Here is a 22630-nt window from a genome sequence, read left to right as displayed (position 1 = left end):
CTAGACTTCGCGACCTGCTTCCTACAGCCCTTTCCGCCTGCATTGCTGCGCCCTTAAAAAAACTAGAGACATCCTTTATATGACTGCTGCCCCTTCTCTTTTCCAACGACTGGCTCGCATCAGCCTGGTCACGCAAATCGTCATCGGCTTGATCGCCGGCATCCTGCTGGCCCTGCTATTACCCGAGGCGGCCAAGGCCACCGGGTTTATCGGCAAGGTATTTGTTGCCGCGCTCAAGGCCGTGGCGCCGATCCTGGTGTTTGTGCTGGTGATGGCGTCGATCGCCAACCATAAACACGGCCAGGAAACCCATATCAAGCCGATCCTGTTCCTGTACCTGCTGGGCACCTTTGCCGCTGCCGTGGTGGCGGTGATTGCCAGCATGTGGTTTCCCTCATCGCTGGTGCTCGCCACCCATGACGCCACCGTGAGTGCCCCCGGCGGCATCGGCGAAGTCTTGCAAAGCCTGCTGTTGAGCGTGGTGGACAATCCCGTCAGCGCACTGATGAACGCCAACTTCATCGGCATCCTGGCCTGGGCCATCGGCATGGGCATTGCCATTCGCCATGCCGGCGAAACCACCCGCACGGTGCTCGACGACCTGTCCAACGGGGTGACCCTGATCGTGCGCGTGGTAATCCGCTTCGCCCCGCTGGGTATCTTCGGCCTGGTGGCTTCGACACTCGCCACTTCGGGCTTCGGCGCCCTGCTCGGCTACGCCCACCTGCTGGTGGTGCTGATCGGCTGCATGCTGTTCGTGGCACTGGTGGTCAACCCGGCCATCGTGTTCTGGAAACTGCGCCGCAACCCCTACCCGCTGGTGCTGATGTGCCTGCGCGAGAGCGGCATCACCGCGTTTTTCACCCGCAGCTCCGCAGCGAATATTCCGGTGAACCTGGCCTTGAGCAAACGCCTGGGCCTGCATGAAGACACCTACTCGGTGTCGATTCCACTGGGTGCCACGATCAACATGGCCGGTGCCGCGATCACCATCACCGTGTTGACCCTGGCGGCCGTGCACACCCTCGGCATCGCCGTGGACCTGCCGACCGCCGTGCTGCTCAGCGTGGTCGCGGCGGTCTGCGCCTGTGGCGCGTCGGGTGTGGCCGGCGGCTCACTGCTGCTGATTCCCCTGGCGTGCAGCCTGTTCGGCATTCCCAGCGAGATCGCCATGCAGGTGGTGGCCGTAGGCTTCATCATCGGCGTGTTGCAGGATTCGGCGGAAACCGCGCTCAACTCATCCACCGACGTGCTGTTTACAGCGGCCGCGTGCTTGGGCAAGGAAGCGCGGCCGGCTTAAACGCCAGGCGTAAAAAAGCCCGGGGCGGTTCATTCCTGAACCACCCCGGGCTTTTTTTGGCTGCTTAGAAAGCGCCCATGTAGTCACGCTTGCCAACTTCCACGCCGTTGTGACGCAGCAAAGCGTATGCAGTGGTGACGTGGAAGAAGAACTGCGGCAGGCCGTAGGTCAGCAGGTAGGACTGGCCGCTGAAGCGCTTCTCTTTCGGCGTGCCTGGGCGGGTGATGATCTCGATGCCTTCCTTGCCGTCGACTTGCTCGGGCTTGATGGTGTCGACAAACGCCAGGACCTTGGCAATCAGTGCTTGCAGGTCGGCGAAGGTGACTTCGGTGTCGTCGTATTTCGGCACTTCGATCTCGGCCAGGCGCGCGGAAACGCCCTTGGCGAAGTCGACGGCGATCTGCACCTGGCGCACCAGCTGGAACATGTCCGGGAACAGACGCGCTTGCAGCAAAGCGTTGGGGTCGATGTTCTTGGCGGTGGCGTGGGCTTCGGCTTTGTTCAGCACATCGCTCAGGGCGGTGAGCATTTGCTTGAAGACCGGGATGGAGGCGGCGTACAGGGAAATAGTCATGGCAGTCTCATGGGTAATGGCAGGGTTGGAACCAGCGGCGATTATAGACACGCCAGGCGCTTGTCTTTTATTTTTTCCGGCTTAGGCTAGTGCGTTCACTGCATAGGGAAAGCGCGATGACCGCCGAGCACGACACCGACACCCCTGAGCCGCGCCTGAACAGCACGGAAATTCGCGTCCTGGGTTGCCTGATCGAAAAACAGGCCACCAACCCGGAAACCTACCCCCTGACCCTCAACGCCCTGGTCCTGGCCTGCAACCAGAAGACCAGCCGTGAACCGGTGATGAACCTGAGCCAGGGCCAGGTTGGCCAGAGTCTGCGTGCACTGGAAGGCCAAGGCTTCACGCGCCTGGTGATGGGCAGCCGCGCCGACCGCTGGGAGCATCGCGTGGACAAGGCACTGGAGCTGGTGCCGGCCCAGGTGATCCTGACCGGGCTGCTGTTTTTGCGTGGCCCGCAGACGGTCAACGAACTGCTGACCCGCAGCGGGCGCATGCATGACTTCGAAGATGCCGAGCAGGTGGTGCACCAGTTGGAGCGCCTGATCGCCCGCGGGCTGGCGCTGCTGGTGCCACGCCAGGCGGGACAGCGGGAGGATCGCTATACCCATGCGCTGGGGGATCCGGCGGATATCGAGGCGATTATCGCCGCGCGGGGAAGCCCGGTGGAGCGCTCTGCCGGCGCAGTCTCGCTGGATCGTATCGAAGAGCTTGAAGCACGAATTGCAGTTCTGGAAGAGCGATTGGCGCAGCTGGAACAGGCCTGAAACGGTCAACCATGTGGGAGGGGGCTTGCTCCCGATAGCGCTGGGTCAGTCAACACTTTCATTGCCTGATACACCGCTATCGGGAGCAAGTCGAATCGTCGCACCGCCCCTCCCACATTTAGAGCTGCAGTGGCCTTCAGTTGCGGGCGAAGGCTACTGCCGCCTGGAACTGCTCATCCGTAGGCCGCACGCCGGTGTACAGAACGAATTGCTCCAACGCCTGGATCGCAATCACCTCCAGCCCGGTAATCACCCGCTTGCCTTTAGCCCGACCGCGCACGATCAACGGTGTTTCGGCGGGGATCGCTACCACATCGAAGACAGTGTCCGCTGCATCCACCGCGTCCGCCTCGAACGCCAGGGCGTCCGCTTCGGCCCCGCCGGTCATGCCGATGGGCGTCACGTTGATCAGCATCTGTGGGCGCAAATCACCCAGTTCAGCCTGCCATTCGTACCCAAGGTTCTGCGCCAATGCCCGGCCCGCCGCCTCGTTACGCGCCACGATCACGCCATTGGCATAGCCGCCATCACGCAAGGCGCTGGCCACCGCCTTGGCCATGCCGCCGCTGCCAAGCAGGGCGAAGGTCGAATCCTGCGGCACGGCGTGCTTCTTGAGCAGTTGTTCGATAGCGATGTAGTCGGTGTTGTAGGCCTTCAGACGTCCGTTGGTGTTGACGATGGTGTTCAAGGAATCGATGGCTTGAACCGATTCGTCGAGCTCGTCCACTAAGGCGATAGCAGCCTCCTTGAAGGGCATGGACACCCCGCAACCACGCACACCCAATGCGCGGATACCGCCGATCGCGCCGGGCAAATCCTGACTGCTGAACGCCTTATAGTAGAAGTTCAGCCCCAACTGTTCGTACAGGTGGTTATGAAAACGCAAGCCAAAATTCCCAGGGCGGGCCGACAGAGACATGCACAGTTGGGTGTCCTTGTTGGGGTGCATCTGCATGGATAACTCCTTTGAGTAAGCAAATCGGTACAGACCTTACACAACCTTTACCTAGCGGCTGTGCTGTTTTTCAGAAATACGTTGTCTTAAAAGTATCCCCGCGACATTACTTGAGTCTATTGATTGCAGACCACAAGCGCAGGGGCTAATCGAGGAATGACCATGATTCGTACAATCCCCAAGATCGCCTTGCTGGTAGGTGCACTCGCTATGGCAGGCCAAGCCTCCGCCCACGGTGGTGGATGGGGTGGCCCAGCCGTCTTGGGTGCCTTGGTCGGCGCCGCCGTAGTGGGCTCCGTGGTTGCCAGCCAACCCCGTGAGGTCTATGTGCAGCAGCCGGTCTACGTGCAACCGCAGCCGGTGTATGCCGCGCCACCGCCTGTGTACTACGCACCACCGCCACCGGTGTATGTGCAGCAAGAGGTTTATTACCGCCCGGCGCCGGTCTATTACGGTCCACCGCGTGGCTACTATGGCCCTCCCCACGGCTACTACCGCCGCGGCTGGTAAGTCTCAACCGTCACATATGAACCAGGCCTCGCCCACTCGCGGGGCCTTTTTTTGTGGGTAACGTCCGAATTTATCCTGCCAACGTCGCTCTGAGGATAATGGCCAAGCCGCAATCCGACACTATCAGGGTCGAAAGTCTACTTGCCCGAACGGGGCTCACGCTGTCATGTTTGTGTGACGACACCCTGCCACTATCCATCCTGTCCAGCCAATAACAACAAGGACGACTGACCATGCCCACACAAAACCCTCACCGCACCGCTGGCCTCTGTACGTCCAGCAAGGTCTACAGCGCCCTCACCGAGCTCAAGCACCTGGAAGGCCACCGCACCGCCAAATTCCTCGCGCTGCTGGCGGAAAACCTGGTGCGCAAAGGCCTGCTTAACGAGCAGGAAGTCGTGAGCATGCTCGATCAGGTAGTCGACTGACGTCTTTTGTTGATGTCGACTATCGAGCCAGGTGATTTTTCCTGAGCGCCTGCGCCCCGTAAGGTGACTTCCATAGCGATTGGAGGTTCTTATGCCCACTGTTCAAATCATGTCCGTCATCGGCAGCGCAGTCCCCGCCCCGCTTCGCGAACTGGGTTTGCTGGCCTGCTGGTACCTGGTCCGCGACGGCGAGGCCATCAGCGGCCCGCTCACGTCCCTGTCCGCCGCCGAAAAACAACTCCAGCAAGCCTCGAACTTCCGCCTGCACGCCTGAGACTCAGGGCAATGGCAGCTTGACCCGCGGCTTGCTTTCAACAAACAGCGCCCAACTGGACATGAACAACGCTGCCACCAGCGGTCCGATCACAAACCCGTTGAGGCCAAACACCGACAGGCCGCCCAGGGTCGAGATCAGAATCAGGTAGTCCGGCATCTTGGTGTCCTTGCCCACCAGGATCGGGCGCAGCACGTTGTCCACCAGGCCGATCACAAACACGCCGAACAAGCCCAGCACCACGCCCTGCCAGATTGATCCGCTCAACAGGAAGTACGCGGCCACCGGGCCCCACACAATGCCCGCGCCCACGGCCGGCAACAGTGACAGGAACGCCATCAGCACCGCCCAGAGCAACGCACTGGGAATGTCCAGGAACCAGAAGATCAGACCACCCAGCGCCCCCTGGGTCACGGCCACCAGCACGTTGCCCTTGACCGTGGCGCGCACCACCCGATTGAACTTGAGCTGCAACCGACGCTTCTGCGGCTCGGCCAAGGGCACCGCCGTGCGTACCTTGCGCACCAGTTCCGGACCGTCGCGCAGCAGGAAGAACAGCAGGTACAACATGATGAAAAAACTCACCAGGAAATCAAACGTGCCCTGCCCGAAGCTGAACGCCTGGGTGGCGAAGAACTGGCTGCCCTGCATCGCACTCTTGACGATATTCTCGCGCAGCCCTTCCAGGTTGCCCATGCCGAAACGGTCCAGCAGGTGCTGGAAGTACGGCGGCAGGAAGTTCTTGAACTGCTCGATATAGCCCGCCACATCCAACTGGCCGCTCTCGACATTTTTATAGAGGGTGGCGCCCTCTTGCACCAATAACGCGCTGGTAATGATCACCGGCAGAATCGCGATCACCAGGCACACCATCAGGGTGGTCAGGGACGTCAGGTTGCGATTCCAACCGAAGCGCTGCTGCAGGCGGCGCTGCATCGGCGCAAAGATAATGCCGAGGATCACCGCCCAGAACACCGCGCCGTAAAACGGCAGCAATATCCAGATGAAGGCGACGGTCACCAGGGCCAGCAGTAGCAGCAGGGTTTTGAATTGCAGGTTGGTTTGATTCATGTCCGATCCATGTCAAAAAAGCAGGCCGCGCGTGTGCGTCCAGCTGCTTAGTCCACCGCAACACCTGGGAGTGCCATCTTTGTTGCAGTAAGCGTAGACCCAGATCAATAAAGCCCCGCATACGTTCGGCTACGCTCGCGGCCTTTTGCGACCTGATCCCCATGCCCCTCGTCCTTGCCCCCGAACTGCTCGCCCCCGCCGGCACCCTGAAAAACATGCGCTACGCCTTCGCCTACGGCGCCGATGCGGTCTACGCCGGCCAGCCGCGCTACAGCCTGCGCGTGCGCAACAACGAGTTCGACCACGCCAACCTGGCACTCGGCATCCAGGAAGCCCACGCGCTGGGCAAGCGGTTCTATGTGGTGGTGAACATCGCGCCACACAACGCCAAGCTCAAGACCTTCCTCAAGGACCTCGGCCCGGTGATCGCCATGGGCCCGGATGCGCTGATCATGTCCGATCCTGGGTTGATCATGCTGGTGCGCCGGAATTTCCCATGGATGCCGATCCACTTGTCGGTTCAAGCCAACACGGTGAATTGGGCCAGCGCCGAGTTCTGGCAGCAGCAAGGCATCACCCGGATCATTTTGTCGCGGGAGCTTTCCCTGGAAGAGATTGAAGAAATCCGCCAGCAGGTGCCCGCCATGGAACTGGAAGTGTTTGTCCACGGCGCCTTGTGCATGGCGTATTCCGGGCGCTGCCTGCTCTCGGGCTACATGAACAAGCGCGACGCCAACCAGGGCACCTGCACCAACGCCTGTCGCTGGAAATACCAGGCCACCCCGGCAGAGGAAAACGCCACGGGCGATATCGTCCAGGTGTATCAACCGCAACCCACACTGGGGATCGGCGCGCCCACCGACCAGGTGTTCCTGCTGCAGGAAGCCAACCGCCCCGATGAGCAGATGCCCGCCTTCGAGGACGAGCACGGCACCTACATCATGAACGCCAAGGACCTGCGCGCCGTGCAGCATGTGGAGCGTCTGAGCCACATGGGTGTGCATTCGCTGAAGATCGAAGGCCGCACCAAATCGCATTTCTACTGCGCGCGCACCACCCAGGTGTACCGCCAGGCTATCGATGATGCCGTAGCCGGCCGTGCGTTTGACCGCACCCTGATGACCAACCTGGAATCCCTGGCCCAACGCGGCTACACCGAAGGTTTCCTGCGCCGCCATGTGCACGACGAATACCAGAACTACCAGAACGGCAGCTCAGTATCCGAGCGTCAGCAGTTTGTCGGCGAGTTGACCGGCGAGCGCCGTGGCGAGCTGGCCGAGGTCAAGGTGAAGAACCGCTTTACCGTCGGCAATCATCTGGAATTGATGACCCCCGCCGGCAACTTTCACTTTGACCTGTCCAGCCTGCACAACGCCAAGGGTGAAGCCATCGAAGTAGCGCCGGGGGATGGGCACACGGTGTATGTGCCCCTGCCAGCGCAGGTGGATCTGCGCTTTGGGTTGTTGATGCGCGATCTCTAGATCCTGAACTGCCCCACCAACTGCCCCAACCGCTGGCCCAGGTCCGCCAGACTGCGCGAGGTCTGGGCGCCCAACTGGGTTTCATCGGCCACGCTGTCCACTGCCACGGCAATCTGATGCACGCTGCGGTTGATCTCTTCGGCCACGGCGGTCTGTTCTTCGGCGGCGCTGGCAATCTGCGCGTTCATCGAGTTGATGGTGCCGATCAACTGGGCCATGGTGTCCAGGGACGCCCCCGCTTCGTTGGCCTTGGCCGAGGTGCCATCGCCAGCATCGCTGGAGCGGCGCATCGCATCCACGGCCGCTTCAGTGCCTTTTTGCAGGCGGTCGATCATGCCCTGGATTTCCTGGGTGCTGGTTTGCGTGCGGCTGGCCAGGGCGCGCACCTCGTCGGCAACCACCGCAAAGCCACGACCGGCCTCCCCTGCCCGCGCCGCCTCGATCGCCGCGTTGAGCGCCAGCAGGTTGGTCTGTTCGGCGATGGAACGGATCACGCTCAGCACACTGACAATCGACGCCACGTCCTGCTGCAGGCTGTCGAGGGATACGCCGCTGCTGCGGATGTCATTCACCAATGCGTGGATCTGCGCGATGCTGCCGTCCACCACGCGTTTGGCGGCCTGGCCTTCGGCGTCGGTCTGTTGCGCGGCCACCGAGGCGCCCTGGGCACTGCGCGCCACTTCTTGAGCGGCCGAGGACATCTGGTTGATCGCGGTGGCCACTTGGTCGGTCTCGTGACGCTGGCGTTCCATGGCCTGCTCCGAGCGCTGGGCCTGGTCGGACACCTGGCTCACCAGGCCGGTGAGTTGGGTGGTCATTTCGGTGATCTGGCGCACCAGGCCATGGATCTTGTCGACAAACCGGTTGAACGCGCCAGCCAGGTCGCCGAGTTCATCCTGGCTGGTGATGGCCAGACGGCGAGTCAAATCGCCTTCGCCGGCAGCGATGTCGTCGAGGTTGGCTTTCATCAAATGCAATGGGCGCAGGATGGTGTTGGCCAGCACCATGCCGACGGCGGCGATCACCAGCAACACCACCACCGCCACGCCGAGGATGCTCAGCAGCACGCCTTCCATGCGTTTCTCGACCTTGGCCTCGACCACCGCCACTTGGGCTTCGATGCCATCCAGGTTCACCGAAGTACCGATGACCATGTCCCACTTGGGCAGGTATTCGGTGTAGCCCATCTTGGGCACCAGCTCGGTCTGGCCGGGCTGGGTCGAGCTGTATTGCAGGTAGTGGGTGCCGTCCTTGCCGACCTTGACCAGGTCGCGGTTGACGTAGACCCCATTGGGGTCACGGTTGTCCTTGAAGCTCTTGCCCACGCCGTCGGGGCTGTTGCCCTTGAACAGGCGGATGGTCTCGGAGTCGTAGCCGAAGAAGTAACCGTCCTTGCCGTAACTAGTGTTGGACAGCAGCTTGACCACCTCGGCCCGCGCCGCCGTATCGCCGGGGGCGGCGGCGTCGTAGAGCGGCTTGATGGTGGTCATGGCCACTTCCACATAACTTTGCAGGGTGGCCTTGGCGTCGTTGAGCAGGCGCTGGCGGGTTTCATCGACCTCGTTGCGCGCTTGCCCCTGGAGGATCCACACGGTGGTCAGGCTGATCACCACGGCAAACAGCAACACCGGCACAACGGCGAGGGACAGGACTTTGGCCTTCAGGCTCAGACGCATGGCTTTTCTCTCTTATTAGGCGACTTGAGAGGTTATCGGCCAGCAACGGTGAACCTGTAGATCAGAGCGTCATCGCCGCAAACCAGCCAAACGCCAGCAACGGGATGTTGTAATGCAGGAACGTCGGCACCACGGTGTCCCAGATATGGTGATGCTGGCCGTCGATATTCAGGCCGGAGGTCGGGCCGAGGGTGGAGTCCGAAGCGGGCGAACCGGCATCACCCAACGCCCCGGCAGTACCGACGATGCATACGATGGCCAGCGGGCTGAAGCCCAGTTGCACACACAGCGGCACAAAAATCGCGGCGAGGATCGGCACGGTGGAAAACGACGAACCGATGCCCATGGTCACCAGCAGCCCCACCAGCAACATCAACAACGCTCCCACCCCACGGCTATGACCGATGAACGCCGCCGAGGCCTCCACCAACGAGCGCACATCGCCAGTGGCCTTGAGCACTTCGGCAAAGCCCGACGAAGCAATCATGATGAAGCCGATCATCGCCATCATCTTCATGCCTTCGGTGAACAGGTCGTCGGTGTCGCGCCAGCGCACAATGCCCGACACCGAGAAAATCAGGAACCCGGCCAGGGCACCGATGATCATCGAATCCAGCCACAACTGGATGATGAACGCCGAGGCAATCGCCAGACCGGCCACCAGCAGGGTCAGCGGGTTGTACTGCACCGCCACTTGCTCGACCCGCTCGATTTTCTCCAGGTCATACACACGCTTCTTGCGGTAGCTGATAAACACCGCCACCAGCAGCCCGACCACCATGCCCAGCGCCGGCAGGCTCATGGCGTGGGTGACGTTGACCTGGCTGATGTCCACGCCGCTCTTGGCCACGTTGGCCAGCAGGATCTGGTTGAGGAAGATATTGCCGAAGCCCACCGGCAGGAACATGTACGGCGTGATCAGGCCGAAGGTCATCACGCAGGCGATAAGGCGCCGGTCCAACTGCAATTTGGTCAGCACATACAGCAGGGGCGGCACCAGCAACGGGATAAACGCGATATGGATCGGCAGGATGTTCTGCGACGCGATCGCGACCACCCACAGCAGGCCGATCAGCAGCCATTTGACGTGGTTGCCGCCGGTGGCTTCCTGACGATCGACCAGCAGCAAGGCCTTGTCCGCCAGGGCGTGGGCCAGGCCGGACTTGGCAATCGCCACGGCGAAAGCGCCAAGCAAGGCGTAGGACAAGGCCACGGTCGCACCACCCCCCAAGCCACCGTTGAACGCCTTGAGCGTGGCCTCGATGCCCAGGCCACCGGTCAGGCCGCCCACCAGGGCGCCGACGATAATGGCGATGACCACATGCACGCGGGACAGGCTGAGCACCAGCATGGTGCCGACCGCGGCGATGACTGCGTTAATCATGGTTACCTCAAGCAGAAACATAAAAAACAGGCATGCCCGCGCCCAGGCGGCCATCGGGTGGCAGCCAGCGCGCAGGCTTGAAGGAGGTCTTATTAGAGGGCGCGCACTTTGCAGCAGGGCGGGCTCCATGTCAAAAAACGGCGCCGCTTTCGGGTTTAAATTGATCGTTTGAATAAAGAAAATTACAGATCGGCCGATAACCGAGCTCTATGTGTTTTCAGCCAAGGATGTACCGATGTCCCTCAGACAGCTCTCCATTCAATGGAAAATCACCCTGCTCGCCGGCCTTTGCCTGCTGGGAATCGTGACCCTGCTGGTGGGTTTGTCGTTGTACCGCATGGCGCAGAGTTCCGAGCAGGTCAAAGCCTCCAGCATGCAGATGCTCGATGAAGCGGCCCAGGCACGCATCGAGGCCCAAGGTGAGGTGCAGGCGCTGGGCATCCGCCAGCAGTTCATGGACGCCTATCAATATGGGCATGGGTTTTCCCGCCAGGTCCTGTTCCTGCGCGAGCAAGCCGAAAAACGCTTCCTCGACGCCTTCGACACCCGCGAAGACCTGACCCGCCAGGTCAAGGCCGCGCTTCAGGCCAACCCGGACCTGCTGGGCCTGTCCCTGGTCTTCGAAGCCAATGCGCTGGACGGCAAGGATGAGTTGTTCGCCGGTCAGGCGGAGCTGGGCAGTAATGACAAGGGCCGCTTTGCCCTGTACTGGTCGCAGCCGACACCAGGCAAGTTGACCTCAATGGCACTGCCGGAAAGCGACATGTCCGACACCCGCATCGGCCCCAGCGGTGAACCGGCCAACGCCTGGTTCACTTGCCCGCGCAGCACACTCAAGCCGTGCGTGATCGAGCCGTACTTTTATGTGATCGACGGGCAAAACGTGCTGATGACCAGCATCGTGTTTCCGTTGACGGTCAATGGCAAAGTCATTGCCTCGTTGTCGGTGGACATCAACCTCAACAGCCTGCAGGCCGTGAGCCAGCAGGCCAGCCACAAGCTGTATGACGGCCAGACCCAGGTCAGCATCCTCAGCCCCACCGGTTTGCTTGCCGGCTACAGCGCGGACGCCAGCCAGTTGAGCAAACGCCTGGATCAGGTCGATACGCAAAGCGGCGCGCAATTGATCAGCGCATTGGCCAGCGGGACACAAATCCGCAGCCTGCGCACCGACCATCAGCTCAAGGTGCTGGCGCCGTTCGCGCCGATTCCCGACGGCAAGCCATGGGGCGTATTGCTGGATGTGCCGGAAAAAGTCCTGGTCGGGCCGGCTGAAGCACTGAAGACCCAGATGGACGCCGATAATACGCGCGGCACCCTGCTGGAACTGAGCCTGGGCCTGCTGGCCGCCGTGATCGGCCTGATTCTGGTGTGGCTGATGGCCCGCAGCGTAACCCGACCGATCCTCGGCGTGGCGCACATGCTCGAAGACATCGCCAGTGGCGAAGGCGACCTGACTCGACGCCTGGCCTATGACAAACAAGATGAGCTGGGCCAACTGGCCAGTTGGTTCAACCGTTTCCTCGACAAGCTGCAACCGATCATTGCCGAAGTAAAACGCTCCGTACAGGACGCCCGTGGCACCGCCGACCAGTCCGCCGCGATTGCGACTGAAACCAGCGCCGGCATGGAGCAGCAGTACCGCCAGGTCGACCAGGTGGCCACCGCCTCCCACGAAATGAGCGCCACCGCTCAAGACGTGGCCCGCAGCGCCGCGCAGGCCGCCCAGGCCGCACGCGATGCCGACCAGGCCACCCGCGACGGCCTGACGGTGATCGACCGCACCACCACCAATATCGGTCAACTGGCGGCCGATATGAGCACCGCCATGGCCCAGGTCGAAGGCCTGTCCGCCAACAGCGAGAAGATCGGTTCCGTGCTGGAGGTGATTCGCGGCATCGCCGAGCAGACCAACCTGCTGGCGCTCAACGCAGCGATCGAAGCCGCCCGCGCCGGTGAGGCCGGCCGTGGGTTTGCCGTGGTCGCCGACGAAGTGCGCAACCTGGCACGGCGTACCCAGGAGTCGGTGGAAGAAACCCGCCTGGTGATCGAGCAATTGCAGAACGGCACCGAAGAGGTTGTCGGTTCCATGGGCAACAGCTACCGCCAGGCCCAGGGCAGTGTCGAACAGGTCGGCGAGGCCGTCACCGCCCTGCGCCAGATCGGCGAGGCGGTCACGGTGATCAGCGACATGAACCTGCAAATCGCCAGCGCCGCCGAAGAGCAAAGCGCGGTGGCCGAAGAGATCAACAACAACGTGGCGACCATTCGCGATGTGACCGAGTCGCTGTCGGAACAGGCCAATGAGTCGGCGCGGGTGAGCCAGGCGTTGAACAGCCTGGCGAATCAGCAACAGGGGTTGATGGACCAGTTCCGCGTCTGAGGGTCGCAGGCAGTCCAATGTGGGGGGGGGCACAGAAAGCCCCTTCCCACATGTTGATCTACGGTGTGTCAGCCATGGCGCTTGGGTAATTCGATCAGCGCCTTGAGCCCGCCCAGTTCGCTCTCCTGCAACTGCAACACCCCGCCCCACACCTCGGCAATATCGCGCACGATCCCCAACCCCAGGCCATGGCCGTCGATCTGTTCGTCCAGGCGTGCGCCCCGGCTGAAGACCTGGTCCCGTTGGGCCTCCGGTATGCCGGGGCCGTCATCTTCCACCGTCAGTAGGTAACTGTGCGGCGTCTCGGCGACCGTCAAGCGCACCTCGGCATCCGCCCATTTGCAGGCGTTGTCCAGCAGGTTGCCGAGCAGCTCCAGCAAATCCTCGCGGTCCCAGGGCAATTGCAGGCCCGGCGCGACGTGGTAGCGCAGGTCCAGGTGTTCGCCATGGATCATGTTGAGGGTGGCGAGCAGGCCAGGCAGTTCTTTTTCACAGTCGAACAAGGCACCCGGCAGGGTTTCGCCGGCCAGCCGTGCGCGATTGAGTTCGCGGTTGAGGCGTTGCTGCACCTGCTCCAATTGTTCGCGCAACAGTTTGCTCAGTTCGGGATGATCCTTGAGCGCCTCGCTCGACGCGGCGCTCAACAACACCGCCAGCGGGGTTTTCAGCGCATGCCCCAGGTTGCCGAGAGCGTTGCGCGAACGTTTGAGACTGTCTTCGGTGTGGGCCAGCAGGTGGTTGATCTGCGCCACCAGCGGCTCCAGCTCCAGCGGCACCTGGGTATCGAGTTGCGAGCGTTGGCCCTGTTGCAGCTGGGCGATCTGGTTACGTGCGTTTTCCAGCGGGCGCAAGGCGCGACGTACGGTGACTCGCTGCAAAAACAACACCAGCAGCAACGCCGCCAGCCCCAGCACCAGGCCGATCCGACGCATCAGGCGAAAGCTTTCCCGCACGGGGGTGTAGTCCTGCGCCACGCTGATGGAAATCGACTGGCCAAAGCGCTTGTAGTCCGAACGCAGTACCAGCAGTTGTTGGCCTTCGGGGCCCAATTGCAGGTTGCCCTTGAGCCCGGCCTCGGGCAGTCGGGGTAATTCCTGATCCCACAACGAGCGGGAGCGCCAGTGGGTGTCGGCAAAATCGATACGGAAATAATGCCCGGAAAACGGCCGCTGATAGGCCGGCGACAGGCGCTGTTCATCCAGCTGTACACCGTTGGGCCCGCGCACCAAGGCGACCAGCAGGTTCTCGGCGTCGTTGCGCAGCCCGGCTTCCAGGTAGCGTTGCAAACCGGCCTCGAACAACCACAGGCTGGTCTGCGCCAACACCACGCCGACGATCACCATCACGCTGATCAGGCCCAGGCTCAGGCGGCGCTGAATCGACTTCATGCAGGGCTGGCGCCAAACCGGTAACCCTGGCCGCGCCGGGTTTCGATCACGCTGCGACCCAGTTTGCGGCGCAGGTGGTTGACGTGCACTTCCAGCACGTTGGAGTCGCGCTCGGTCTCGCCGTCGTAGAGGTGCTCGGCCAGGTGGCTTTTCGAGAGGATCTGTTCAGGGTGCAGCATGAAGTAGCGCAACAGGCGAAATTCTGCGGCGGTCAATTGGATCTCGTCGCCGTCGCGCAGTACACATTGGCGCCCTTCGTCCAGGTGCAGGCCAGCGGCTTGCAGGGTGGGCTGGTTGGCCTGCCCGTGGGAGCGGCGCAACAGCGCCTGGATGCGCAGGTGCAGCTCTTCGGGGTGAAAGGGTTTGCTCAGGTAGTCGTCGGCACCGGCCTTGAGCCCTTCGATGCGTTCGGCCCAGGAGTCGCGGGCGGTGAGGATCAGCACCGGCGTGGCCAACGCGGCGGCGCGCCATTGCGCCAGCACCTCAAGGCCGGGCAAACCGGGCAGGCCGAGGTCGAGGATGATCAGGTCGTAGGGTTCGCTGCGGCCCTGATACGCGGCATCACGGCCATCGGCCAGCCAGTCGACGGCATAGCCCTGGCGCTGCAGGCCGGCCAGCAGTTCATCGGCCAGGGGTACGTTGTCTTCCACCAGGAGCAGGCGCATCAGTCTTCCTCATCTTTGATCAGTACACCGTTGGTGGCATCGAGTTTAATCTCGCGCACCACGCCCTCGGTGGTCACCAGTTCCACTTCATAGGCATATTGGCCGTGTTTTTTCTCAAGCTCGGCTTCCAGCAGGCGCGAGCCGGGATAGCGTGCCATGGCCTGCTGCAACAGTTGCTCCAGGGGCAGGATCACGCCCTGCTGGCGCAGCGCCAAGGCTTCATCCTGATTGAGGTCGCGGGCCTGCAAGCCTGAGCAGAACACCACCAGCACCAACGCCACTCGACTGCCGGCGCGTAAATTTGCCTTCATTACGTATCCTGATGATTCTTGAGAACCTGCCCGGTGAGCGCGTCCAATTCGACCTCCCATTCAATGCCGTCGGCATCTTGCAGTTCGACTTCATAGACATACTTGCCGTAAGCCTCGTCCAGGTCGGTGTCCAGCAGCGTTGAACCGGGGTGCAGGGCCTGGGCTGTGGCTTCGAGCTGGTCGAAAGCGACAATTGTAACAGTGGCGGGCACGATCAGTGGTTTGTCGGGGTCCACGGCTCCGGCCTGAGTCGCCGTGGCGGCGATGAAAGCGGCGGCGACCAGAGCAGTGAGGCGTTTCATGATGAGTCTCCGTTAAACGATGTTTTTCCTACGCCGGCTACGGTAGCGGCTGCAACTTAACTGAAACTGAATTGCCACCATGGCAATTTCCGGCAGGCGCGACGGGCTACGATGTTTATTCAGGATTCACGCGGTATCGTTAACGTTTTTCGCGAGCAAGCTTGCTCCTACACCTCGCTTCAACAGAGACCGGTATGACAGCCATCCATATCAAGTTCCCCGCCCTGACCCTCAAGGCCGGCAAACGCGCCTTTGCGCGCATTCGCGAGCAGGGCCTTAAACCTGCGGATGTCGGCATCCTCCCCGGTGCGGCCGGCGGCCCCAAGGCGCTGGGGATCCAGGGCCTGGACCTGGCGCTGTTCGGCGACTGGCTGCCGCGCGCGCCACGGGAACGTGCGCTGATCGGTGCATCGATCGGTTCCTGGCGGTTTGCCAGCGCCTGCCTGCCCGACCCGGTGCAAGGCCTGCTGGACCTCGGCCGCCTGTACAACGAACAACGCTTTGCCAAAGGCGTGACCATGGCCGAAGTCAGCCGCAGCTGCCAGCGCATGCTCGACGACCTGCTGGCAGGCCGCGATGCGCGCGTGCTGGACAACCCCGACTACCGGCTGAACATCATGGTGGTTAAGAGCCACGGCCTGCTCGCCGATGACCATCGCGGGCGCCTGGGTTTGGGCCTGTCATCGGTGATTGCCGACAACCTGCGCGGCCGTGCGCGGCTGGCGCGGCATTTCGAGCGGCTGATCATCCACGATCCTCGCCAGGCACCGCCGGTGCACCCGCTGAAGGATTTTCCATCGCGCTTTCTTGAGTTAGACATGGGCAACCTGCGCCAGGCGCTGCTGGCGTCCGGTTCGATCCCCATGGTGATGCAAGGCGTGCGCGACCTGCCCGGCGCAGGCAGCGGCACCTACCGCGACGGCGGTCTGCTGGACTATCACCTCGACCTGCCCTACCACGGCGACGACATCGTGCTGTACCCGCACTTCACCGACCGGGTCATCCCCGGCTGGTTCGACAAGGGCCTGCCATGGCGGCGCAGCAACCAGCAAGGCTTGCAGGATGTGTTGCTGCTGGCGCCGTCCAAGGACTACCTGGCCCGCCTGCCCCACGGCAAACTGCCGGACCGCAGCGACTTCAAGCGCTTCATGGGCGACGACCCGAGTCGCAACAAGTACTGGCAAACCGCGATGAGCGAGAGCCGGCGGCTGGGGGATGAGTTTCTGCAACTGGCCGATAACGCCGGCCTGGGCGAGCGCTTGCAGGCGCTTTGACCGAGCGGTATGCGCGGTACCGGATCAAGCTGTTAAACTCGCCGCCTGCCAGATACCTGACCGAGCTGAAAAATACTGTGGAAATCTTCAAAGAGTTTACCTTCGAGTCCGCCCACCGCCTGCCCCACGTACCGGAAGGCCACAAGTGCGGGCGCCTGCATGGGCATTCGTTCAAGGTGGCGATCCACCTGAGCGGCGACCTGGATCCGCATACCGGCTGGATTCGCGACTTCTCGGAGATCAAGGCGATTTTCAAGCCGCTCTACGAACGCCTCGACCACAACTACCTCAATGACATCCCTGGCCTGGAAAACCCCACCAGCGAAGTGCTGGCCAAGTGGATCTGGAACGAACTCAAACCGCTGTTGCCGGAGCTCAGTGCGATTCGCATCCATGAGACCTGCACCAGCGGCTGTATCTATCGCGGCGAGTAAGCCGGCGATGTGAAAAAACCACCCTTGCGGTGGTTTTTTTGTGCCCTGCGTTGTTGCAACCCCTGGTATTACGCTGAGCCTCGGGGCGAGGCGGTTGTGTTGCACGAGGCTCGCTGCCGAACGCGGTTCGACGGGTCCAATTTGTACCACCGCTGCACCGCTTTCGTGCCCGACGGGGCACTGCGAACACCCTCGCCTGCGTTTACCCTCTAATAGCGTGCGCCCGTCGCTGCTGCAGATTTGGCACGCACGGTGCAACGAGGCTGCGTCACTCATTCAGGGAGCACGCACATGACGCCGCCAGAATCAGGCAACGACTACCCCCTAAGCGAAGTCCCCATGCACGCGCGCAAAGGCCTGGCGTCAACCGCCATGGTGCTGCTGGGCTTCACCTTTTTTACCGCAACCATGTTTGCCGGCGGCAAGCTGGGGGTGGCGTTCAGCTTCACCGACATGCTCGGCGTGGTGGCCTTGGGTAACCTGCTGTTGGGTATCTACGCCGCAGGCCTGGGTTACATCGCGTTCAAGAGCGGGTTGAACTCGGTGTTGATGGGCCGCTTCTGCTTTGGCGAGGTGGGCAGCAAGCTCAGTGACTTGATCCTCGGTTTCACCCAGATCGGCTGGTACGCCTGGGGCACCGCCACGGCCGCGGTGGTGCTCGGCAAGTATTTCGAGCTGAGCCAGGGCAGCGTGCTGGGGTTGATGGTGCTGTTCGGCCTGGTGTTTTGTGCCACGGCCTACGTGGGCTATCGCGGGCTGGAGATTCTTTCCTACATCGCGGTGCCGGCGATGGGGCTGTTGCTGTTTCTGTCGATGTGGGTCGCCACGGTGAAAGTCGGCGGGCTGGAGGGGCTGCTGGCGGTGGTGCCGACCGGCGAGCTGGATGTGTCCACCGCGATCACCCTGGTATTCGGCACGTTTGTCAGCGGCGCCACCCAGGCCACCAACTGGACGCGGTTTTCCCGCTCGGCCAGGGTCGCGGTGCTGGCCAGCCTGATCGGGTTCTTTATCGGCAATGGTTTGATGGTGCTGATCGGGGCTTACGGCGCCATCGTCTATCAGCAACCGGACGTGGTGGAAGTATTGCTGCTGCAAGGCTTTGCCATGGCGGCGATGGCCATGCTGCTGCTCAATATCTGGAGCACCCAGGACAACACCATCTACAACTTCGCCGTGGCCGGCTGCAACCTGATGCGCACCCAACGCCGCAAGACCGTGACCCTCGCCGGCGCCTTGATCGGCACGCTGCTGGCGCTGCTCGGCATGTACGACATGCTGGTGCCCTACCTGATCCTGTTGGGCACGGTGATTCCGCCGATTGGTGGGGTGATCATGGCGGATTTCTTCTACCGTTATCGCGGCCAATACCCACGCCTGGCGCAGGCGCGCCTGCCCGCGTTCAACTGGCATGGGCTGGCGGCGTATGCCGTGGGCACCGTGCTGGCATTCCACTCGCCGTGGGTCGCACCGTTGGTGGGCATCGCCGCTGCGTCGCTGAGCTACATCGCGATCAGCGCCGTACTGCGTATGCGTGCGCCCCTGGCTGACGCCCAGGCATAAGCCTGGACGCCTGGTTTCACGAGAATGGTACCCTGATGAGCGCTGGACATCGGCATTGCCCCGATGATCCGGCGGCTGTCTGCCTGATTGTTTTTAGCCAAGAGGAACTTGCCCATGCACATCATCAACGCCCGCCTGCGCAACCGTGAAGGCCTGCATGATCTGCACCTGGAACACGGCCGGATCGCCAGCATCACCCCACAAACAACAGCACCGTTGATGGCGGCCGATGACCTGGATGCGGCCGGCAACCTGGTGATACCGCCCTTCGTCGAACCGCATATTCACCTTGATGCCACCCTCACCGCCGGCGAACCGCGCTGGAACATGAGCGGCACCCTGTTCGAAGGCATCGAGTGCTGGGGCGAACGCAAGGCCACCATCACCGAGGAAGACACCAGGACCCGCGCCAAAAAAACCATCCAGGCCCTCGCCGCCCACGGCATCCAGCATGTACGCACTCATGTCGATGTCACCGACCCCGACCTCACGGCGCTCAAGGCCATGCTGCAAGTGCGCGAAGAAAGCACGCACCTGATCGACCTGCAAATCGTCGCCTTTCCCCAGGAAGGCATCGAGTCGTACCGCAACGGCCGCGAGCTGATGGAAGAAGCCATTCGCCTGGGCGCCGATGTGATCGGCGGCATTCCCCACTTTGAATACACCCGCGACCAAGGCGTGAGCTCAGTCAAGTTCCTGATGGACCTGGCCGAACGCACCGGCTGCCTGGTGGATGTGCACTGCGACGAAACCGACGACCCGCATTCACGCTTCCTCGAAGTACTCGCCGAAGAAGCCCGCAGCCGCGACATGGGCGCCCGCGTCACCGCCAGCCACACCACGGCAATGGGCTCCTACGACAATGCCTACTGCGCCAAACTCTTCCGCCTGCTGGGGCACTCCGGGATCAGCTTCGTCTCCTGCCCAACCGAAAGCATCCACCTGCAAGGCCGCTTCGACAGCTTCCCGAAACGCCGCGGCGTCACCCGGGTCAACGAACTGCTCGAAGCCGGCATGAACGTGTGCTTCGGCCAGGATTCCATCGTCGATCCCTGGTACCCGCTGGGCAATGGCAACATCCTGCGCGTGCTGGAGGCCGGTTTGCACATCTGCCATATGCTCGGCTACCGCAACCTGCAAAGCGCCCTCGACCTGGTGACCGACAACAGCGCCAAGGCCATGGCCCTGGGTGACCGTTACGGCCTTGAGGCCGGGCGTCCAGCGAACCTGTTGATCCTCTCGGCAGACAGCGACTACGAGGTGATTCGCAGCCAAGGGTTGCCGCTGTACTCGATTCGCCATGGCAAGGTGTTGATGAAGCGCCAGCCGGCGCAGGTGGAGTTTATGTAAGAAGGAATGTGAAACGGCTGACACCCACTCAGGACATCAGCCGTTCAAAAGACCTCATGCCTGAGGCCGGGCGGTCCCAAACAGGCTGACGCCCAGCAGTGTATCGGCCTGAGTATGCAAGCGAACCGGCGCAGTGCCACCCGGCATCACCACCGCAATGTCATCGCCCTCAACCCAACCGGCTCGCCACGCCGCACACGCCACGGCACTGGCGCTGGTCCCGGAGGACGCCGTGGGGCCCTCTCCCCGTTCGAACACACGGGCAACAACCCGATTGCGCGAGTGCCTGGCGACCCATTGCAAATTGACTCCGGTCGGACATGGCTCGCCGCGTCCTGCCGGGGGCGCGAAGGCTATCGCCTGTAACGGTTCGAACAGCGCAGGTTGCTGCATCTGCAACGTGTCCGGCAAGGCTGCCACCTGTTCGACCAAGGTCACACAGTGAGGGTTGCCCACCCGCACAAACTGACTGTGCCCCCACTGCGGGTTAATCGCCGCCAACGCCTTCACGTGGCTCAGTTCAATGCCGTCCAGGGACACCGGCTCCACTCCCTGCGCCCCCACGGCCGACGGCCCGAATCCGGGCATCCCCAAGGCCAGCCAGAATCCAGAGATGTGCTCATGAATGGCGGGCTCGATCCGAGTCGCCATCGGCGATACCGCGCCAGGCTTGTCATGGTGCACGCGCAACTCACAGGCCCCGGCCATCAAGCCCTGATCAGTAAGCGCCTGGGCGAAGATCGTCAACCCATTGCCACTGCGCTCAGCCAGCGAGCCGTCGGTGTTCACGATCAGCAGGTCAAACGGCGGCTCGGCCTGGAACGGGCCAACCAGCAAGCCATCACAGCGGTGGGCCTTGGCATCGACCGGGCGCGGCGTTGATCCCCAAGTGCATTCGGAGCTTATGGCCGAGGCCGTCCAAACTTCCCGAGTCGCCGCGGCCTGCGCCGCGCCATGAGGCACCTCGATACCCTGTCCTCGTAAAAAAGCCGGGGTGACCACCCCGTAAATATTGCCCCGTGCGTCATAGAACAGGGTCATGGCGCCGCCCGCCTTGCAATCTTCATCGGCTCGTCCCCGCAGTTGCCTACCTGATGGACCCGCAGCGTATTACACAACGCAAGGTTTGTGGGAAGCGGCCTGGAAGGTGGTAATCCACCGCGAGAATCCGGGGTTCACCAGTTCTCACGGGGTTTACGCACCTTCCAGAACGCCTTGTGCAACGACGGTCTGTGGGTGGTTACCAGCGTTCATAGCGTTCCAGGCTCGCGAAAATAAACTCATCCCTGCCTATCTCGGGGAACCTGGCTCGCCCGCCAAGGCCTGATGTGCAAGGATGTCGGGCCGGACATCGTTCGTTGAACGCAAAACCAAGGATTTTTCATGACTGCCATCCCCACCTCAGCCCCCGTCATTCCCGGGCGACTGGAGCAAATGTCGACCCGGATCGCATTTTTCATCGCAGGCTTCGGCATTGCTGCCTGGGCGCCGTTGGTGCCGTACGCCAAAGCGCGCGCAGAACTGAGTGAGGGCACCCTGGGTCTGTTGCTGTTGTGCCTGGGGGTGGGGTCTATCATCGCCATGCCGGCAGCGGGTGCGCTGGCGTCTCGCTTTGGTTGCCGCCGGGTGCTGACCGCCGGCACGATCATGATCTGCCTGGCCTTGCCGATGCTGGCCACGGTCAGCTCGATTCCGTTGCTGATCGCCGGGTTGTTCCTGTTTGGCGCGGGCCTTGGCACGGTGGACTCCACCGTGAACCTGCAAGCGGTGATTGTTGAGCGCGCCAGTGGCAAGACCATGATGTCGGGCTTTCATGGTTTGTTCAGCCTGGGAGGAATCGTCGGCGCCGCAGGGGTTGCCGGGCTGTTGGGCTTGGGTCTGTCGCCGCTGCAAGCGACCCTGGTGGTGATCGTCATCATGGCGGTGGCGCTGCTCAAGGCCGGGCCACATTTATTGCCCTACGGCAGTGAAAGTTCGGGCCCGGCCTTTGCGATCCCCCACGGCGTCGTGCTGTTTATCGGCTGCCTGTGCTTCATCGTGTTTTTGGCAGAAGGCGCCGTGCTGGACTGGAGCGCCGTGTTCCTCAGTGCCGAACGCGGCCTGGACGAAGCCTACGCCGGCCTGGGTTATGCAGCCTTCGCCCTGACGATGACCGCCGGACGCCTGACCGGCGATGCCATCGTGCGGCGCCTGGGCGCGACCCGCGTGATTGTGATCGGTGGTGCGCTGGCCACTGCCGGCATGTTGCTGGCAACGTTGTTGCCGACCTGGGAAACCGCGTTGCTGGGGTACGCGCTGGTCGGCGCCGGTTGTTCGAATATCGTGCCGGTGCTGTACACCGCCGTTGGCAAGCAAACGGTGATGCCGGAACATATCGCCGTGCCCGCCATCACGACCTTGGGATATGCCGGGATTCTTGCCGGCCCTGCGGTGATCGGTTTTATTGCCCATGGCAGCAGCCTGAGCAGCGCCTTTGTGCTGATCGCAGTGTTGCTCGCAGGCGTGTCGCTGAGCGGAAAAATCCTCAAGGTATGAATCCGGGT

22 protein-coding genes are annotated in these 22630 nt (G+C 62.3%); 12 read left to right on the top strand and 10 right to left on the bottom strand.

The features are described 5' to 3' along the window. The first annotated feature begins 79 nt into the window (after positions 1-79). On the top strand, positions 80-1300 hold the full coding sequence (sstT, locus tag J1G35_RS20885) for a serine/threonine transporter SstT (protein ID WP_223015907.1): 1221 nt from the start codon (positions 80-82) through the stop codon (positions 1298-1300). Between the two features lie 64 nt (positions 1301-1364). Here sstT and J1G35_RS20880 read toward each other — a convergent pair whose 3' ends face one another. Then, the gene (locus tag J1G35_RS20880; RefSeq protein WP_053132179.1) at positions 1365-1874 is read right to left on the bottom strand and encodes a DUF1993 domain-containing protein; all 510 of its coding nucleotides are present in this window, start codon (positions 1872-1874) and stop codon (positions 1365-1367) included. Between the two features lie 116 nt (positions 1875-1990). On the opposite strand from J1G35_RS20880, the gene J1G35_RS20875 reads away from it, so the two are divergent. Further along, a complete protein-coding gene (locus J1G35_RS20875; protein WP_053132182.1) occupies positions 1991-2641 on the top strand; it encodes a DUF480 domain-containing protein in 651 nt (216 codons plus the stop codon). A gap of 136 nt (positions 2642-2777) precedes the next feature. On the opposite strand, the gene J1G35_RS20870 is transcribed toward J1G35_RS20875, so the two are convergent. Continuing rightward, on the bottom strand, positions 2778-3596 hold the full coding sequence (locus J1G35_RS20870) for a shikimate 5-dehydrogenase (protein WP_053132186.1): 819 nt from the start codon (positions 3594-3596) through the stop codon (positions 2778-2780). 156 nt (positions 3597-3752) lie between these two features. Here J1G35_RS20870 and J1G35_RS20865 point away from each other — a divergent pair, with 156 nt between their 5' ends. The 3 genes from J1G35_RS20865 (at position 3753) to J1G35_RS20855 (ending at position 4808) form a co-directional block, all read left to right on the top strand. Next, the gene (locus J1G35_RS20865) at positions 3753-4106 is read left to right on the top strand and encodes a hypothetical protein (RefSeq protein ID WP_027603153.1); all 354 of its coding nucleotides are present in this window, start codon (positions 3753-3755) and stop codon (positions 4104-4106) included. 233 nt (positions 4107-4339) lie between these two features. Next, positions 4340-4534 carry a hypothetical protein gene (locus J1G35_RS20860; RefSeq protein ID WP_032886687.1) on the top strand — a complete coding sequence of 65 codons (195 nt, stop codon included), beginning with the start codon at positions 4340-4342 and terminating at the stop codon, positions 4532-4534. Positions 4535-4625: 91 nt separating this feature from the next. Next, entirely contained in the window at positions 4626-4808 is a 183-nt protein-coding gene (locus J1G35_RS20855) for a hypothetical protein (RefSeq protein ID WP_053132189.1), read from the top strand. Positions 4809-4811: 3 nt separating this feature from the next. On the opposite strand, the gene J1G35_RS20850 is transcribed toward J1G35_RS20855, so the two are convergent. Then, on the bottom strand, positions 4812-5879 hold the full coding sequence (locus tag J1G35_RS20850) for an AI-2E family transporter (protein ID WP_053132191.1): 1068 nt from the start codon (positions 5877-5879) through the stop codon (positions 4812-4814). Positions 5880-6040: 161 nt separating this feature from the next. Between J1G35_RS20850 and yegQ the strand changes: the two genes are divergently transcribed. Beyond that, the gene (yegQ, locus tag J1G35_RS20845; protein WP_223015906.1) at positions 6041-7360 is read left to right on the top strand and encodes a tRNA 5-hydroxyuridine modification protein YegQ; all 1320 of its coding nucleotides are present in this window, start codon (positions 6041-6043) and stop codon (positions 7358-7360) included. Here the strand turns inward: yegQ and J1G35_RS20840 are convergent. Next, the gene (locus tag J1G35_RS20840; RefSeq protein ID WP_223015905.1) at positions 7357-9036 is read right to left on the bottom strand and encodes a methyl-accepting chemotaxis protein; all 1680 of its coding nucleotides are present in this window, start codon (positions 9034-9036) and stop codon (positions 7357-7359) included. The genes yegQ and J1G35_RS20840 overlap by 4 nt on opposite strands. A gap of 61 nt (positions 9037-9097) precedes the next feature. After that, the gene (locus J1G35_RS20835; protein ID WP_223015917.1) at positions 9098-10417 is read right to left on the bottom strand and encodes a Na+/H+ antiporter NhaC family protein; all 1320 of its coding nucleotides are present in this window, start codon (positions 10415-10417) and stop codon (positions 9098-9100) included. A gap of 238 nt (positions 10418-10655) precedes the next feature. Between J1G35_RS20835 and J1G35_RS20830 the strand changes: the two genes are divergently transcribed. Beyond that, positions 10656-12803: a methyl-accepting chemotaxis protein gene (locus J1G35_RS20830; protein WP_223015904.1), complete on the top strand. Its 2148-nt coding sequence runs from the start codon at positions 10656-10658 to the stop codon at positions 12801-12803. Positions 12804-12871: 68 nt separating this feature from the next. Here the strand turns inward: J1G35_RS20830 and J1G35_RS20825 are convergent, their stop codons facing one another. Genes J1G35_RS20825 through J1G35_RS20810 form a run of 4 tightly spaced genes read right to left on the bottom strand, consistent with a single transcriptional unit; the run spans position 12872 to position 15469 of the window. Beyond that, a complete protein-coding gene (locus J1G35_RS20825) occupies positions 12872-14191 on the bottom strand; it encodes a sensor histidine kinase (RefSeq protein WP_053132199.1) in 1320 nt (439 codons plus the stop codon). Beyond that, complete coding sequence (locus tag J1G35_RS20820) at positions 14188-14856, bottom strand: response regulator transcription factor (RefSeq protein ID WP_027603141.1); 669 nt, start codon at positions 14854-14856, stop codon at positions 14188-14190. The genes J1G35_RS20825 and J1G35_RS20820 overlap by 4 nt, the downstream gene beginning before the upstream one ends. Next, entirely contained in the window at positions 14856-15167 is a 312-nt protein-coding gene (locus tag J1G35_RS20815; protein ID WP_053132200.1) for a PepSY domain-containing protein, read from the bottom strand. Before J1G35_RS20815 ends, J1G35_RS20820 begins: the two co-directional genes overlap by 1 nt. Next, positions 15167-15469 carry a PepSY domain-containing protein gene (locus J1G35_RS20810; protein ID WP_053132202.1) on the bottom strand — a complete coding sequence of 101 codons (303 nt, stop codon included), beginning with the start codon at positions 15467-15469 and terminating at the stop codon, positions 15167-15169. Before J1G35_RS20810 ends, J1G35_RS20815 begins: the two co-directional genes overlap by 1 nt. A 194-nt stretch (positions 15470-15663) precedes the next feature. Here J1G35_RS20810 and J1G35_RS20805 point away from each other — a divergent pair, with 194 nt between their 5' ends. The 4 genes from J1G35_RS20805 (at position 15664) to codA (ending at position 20087) form a co-directional block, all read left to right on the top strand. After that, a complete protein-coding gene (locus J1G35_RS20805; protein WP_223015903.1) occupies positions 15664-16743 on the top strand; it encodes a patatin-like phospholipase family protein in 1080 nt (359 codons plus the stop codon). Positions 16744-16820: 77 nt separating this feature from the next. Continuing rightward, a complete protein-coding gene (gene queD, locus J1G35_RS20800) occupies positions 16821-17177 on the top strand; it encodes a 6-carboxytetrahydropterin synthase QueD (RefSeq protein WP_003190259.1) in 357 nt (118 codons plus the stop codon). Between the two features lie 291 nt (positions 17178-17468). Further along, a complete protein-coding gene (gene codB, locus J1G35_RS20795) occupies positions 17469-18737 on the top strand; it encodes a cytosine permease (protein WP_223015902.1) in 1269 nt (422 codons plus the stop codon). 114 nt (positions 18738-18851) lie between these two features. Beyond that, positions 18852-20087, top strand: coding sequence for a cytosine deaminase (gene codA / locus J1G35_RS20790; RefSeq protein ID WP_223015901.1), 1236 nt, complete (start codon positions 18852-18854; stop codon positions 20085-20087). A gap of 54 nt (positions 20088-20141) precedes the next feature. Here the strand turns inward: codA and J1G35_RS20785 are convergent, their stop codons facing one another. Next, positions 20142-21128 (bottom strand): diaminopimelate epimerase, encoded by a 987-nt coding sequence (locus J1G35_RS20785; RefSeq protein ID WP_223015900.1) that lies wholly within the window; start codon positions 21126-21128, stop codon positions 20142-20144. Between the two features lie 342 nt (positions 21129-21470). On the opposite strand from J1G35_RS20785, the gene J1G35_RS20780 reads away from it, so the two are divergent. Then, positions 21471-22622 (top strand): MFS transporter, encoded by a 1152-nt coding sequence (locus J1G35_RS20780; protein ID WP_223015899.1) that lies wholly within the window; start codon positions 21471-21473, stop codon positions 22620-22622. Positions 22623-22630 lie beyond the last annotated feature (8 nt).

Source organism: Pseudomonas sp. SH10-3B, from assembly GCF_019891415.1.
Lineage (GTDB): Bacteria > Pseudomonadota > Gammaproteobacteria > Pseudomonadales > Pseudomonadaceae > Aquipseudomonas.
Note: the sequence above shows the minus strand (reverse complement) of the source record. Positions and strands in the feature narration are given on the sequence as shown.

What these genes read in the sequence shown, in the direction of transcription:
- J1G35_RS20855 (WP_053132189.1), top strand. Translation starts at nt 4,626, where the DNA reads ATGCCCACTGTTCAAATCATGTCCGTCATCGGCAGCGCAGTCCCCGCC.
- J1G35_RS20860 (WP_032886687.1), top strand. Translation starts at nt 4,340, where the DNA reads ATGCCCACACAAAACCCTCACCGCACCGCTGGCCTCTGTACGTCCAGC.
- J1G35_RS20830 (WP_223015904.1), top strand. Translation starts at nt 10,656, where the DNA reads ATGTCCCTCAGACAGCTCTCCATTCAATGGAAAATCACCCTGCTCGCC.
- codA (WP_223015901.1), top strand. Translation starts at nt 18,852, where the DNA reads ATGCACATCATCAACGCCCGCCTGCGCAACCGTGAAGGCCTGCATGAT.
- J1G35_RS20805 (WP_223015903.1), top strand. Translation starts at nt 15,664, where the DNA reads ATGACAGCCATCCATATCAAGTTCCCCGCCCTGACCCTCAAGGCCGGC.
- J1G35_RS20840 (WP_223015905.1), bottom strand. Translation starts at nt 9,036, where the DNA reads ATGCGTCTGAGCCTGAAGGCCAAAGTCCTGTCCCTCGCCGTTGTGCCG.
- sstT (WP_223015907.1), top strand. Translation starts at nt 80, where the DNA reads ATGACTGCTGCCCCTTCTCTTTTCCAACGACTGGCTCGCATCAGCCTG.
- J1G35_RS20880 (WP_053132179.1), bottom strand. Translation starts at nt 1,874, where the DNA reads ATGACTATTTCCCTGTACGCCGCCTCCATCCCGGTCTTCAAGCAAATG.
- yegQ (WP_223015906.1), top strand. Translation starts at nt 6,041, where the DNA reads ATGCCCCTCGTCCTTGCCCCCGAACTGCTCGCCCCCGCCGGCACCCTG.
- J1G35_RS20815 (WP_053132200.1), bottom strand. Translation starts at nt 15,167, where the DNA reads ATGAAGGCAAATTTACGCGCCGGCAGTCGAGTGGCGTTGGTGCTGGTG.
- J1G35_RS20785 (WP_223015900.1), bottom strand. Translation starts at nt 21,128, where the DNA reads ATGACCCTGTTCTATGACGCACGGGGCAATATTTACGGGGTGGTCACC.
- J1G35_RS20875 (WP_053132182.1), top strand. Translation starts at nt 1,991, where the DNA reads ATGACCGCCGAGCACGACACCGACACCCCTGAGCCGCGCCTGAACAGC.
- J1G35_RS20850 (WP_053132191.1), bottom strand. Translation starts at nt 5,879, where the DNA reads ATGAATCAAACCAACCTGCAATTCAAAACCCTGCTGCTACTGCTGGCC.
- J1G35_RS20810 (WP_053132202.1), bottom strand. Translation starts at nt 15,469, where the DNA reads ATGAAACGCCTCACTGCTCTGGTCGCCGCCGCTTTCATCGCCGCCACG.
- J1G35_RS20870 (WP_053132186.1), bottom strand. Translation starts at nt 3,596, where the DNA reads ATGCAGATGCACCCCAACAAGGACACCCAACTGTGCATGTCTCTGTCG.
- codB (WP_223015902.1), top strand. Translation starts at nt 17,469, where the DNA reads ATGACGCCGCCAGAATCAGGCAACGACTACCCCCTAAGCGAAGTCCCC.
- J1G35_RS20865 (WP_027603153.1), top strand. Translation starts at nt 3,753, where the DNA reads ATGACCATGATTCGTACAATCCCCAAGATCGCCTTGCTGGTAGGTGCA.
- J1G35_RS20780 (WP_223015899.1), top strand. Translation starts at nt 21,471, where the DNA reads ATGACTGCCATCCCCACCTCAGCCCCCGTCATTCCCGGGCGACTGGAG.
- J1G35_RS20820 (WP_027603141.1), bottom strand. Translation starts at nt 14,856, where the DNA reads ATGCGCCTGCTCCTGGTGGAAGACAACGTACCCCTGGCCGATGAACTG.
- J1G35_RS20825 (WP_053132199.1), bottom strand. Translation starts at nt 14,191, where the DNA reads ATGAAGTCGATTCAGCGCCGCCTGAGCCTGGGCCTGATCAGCGTGATG.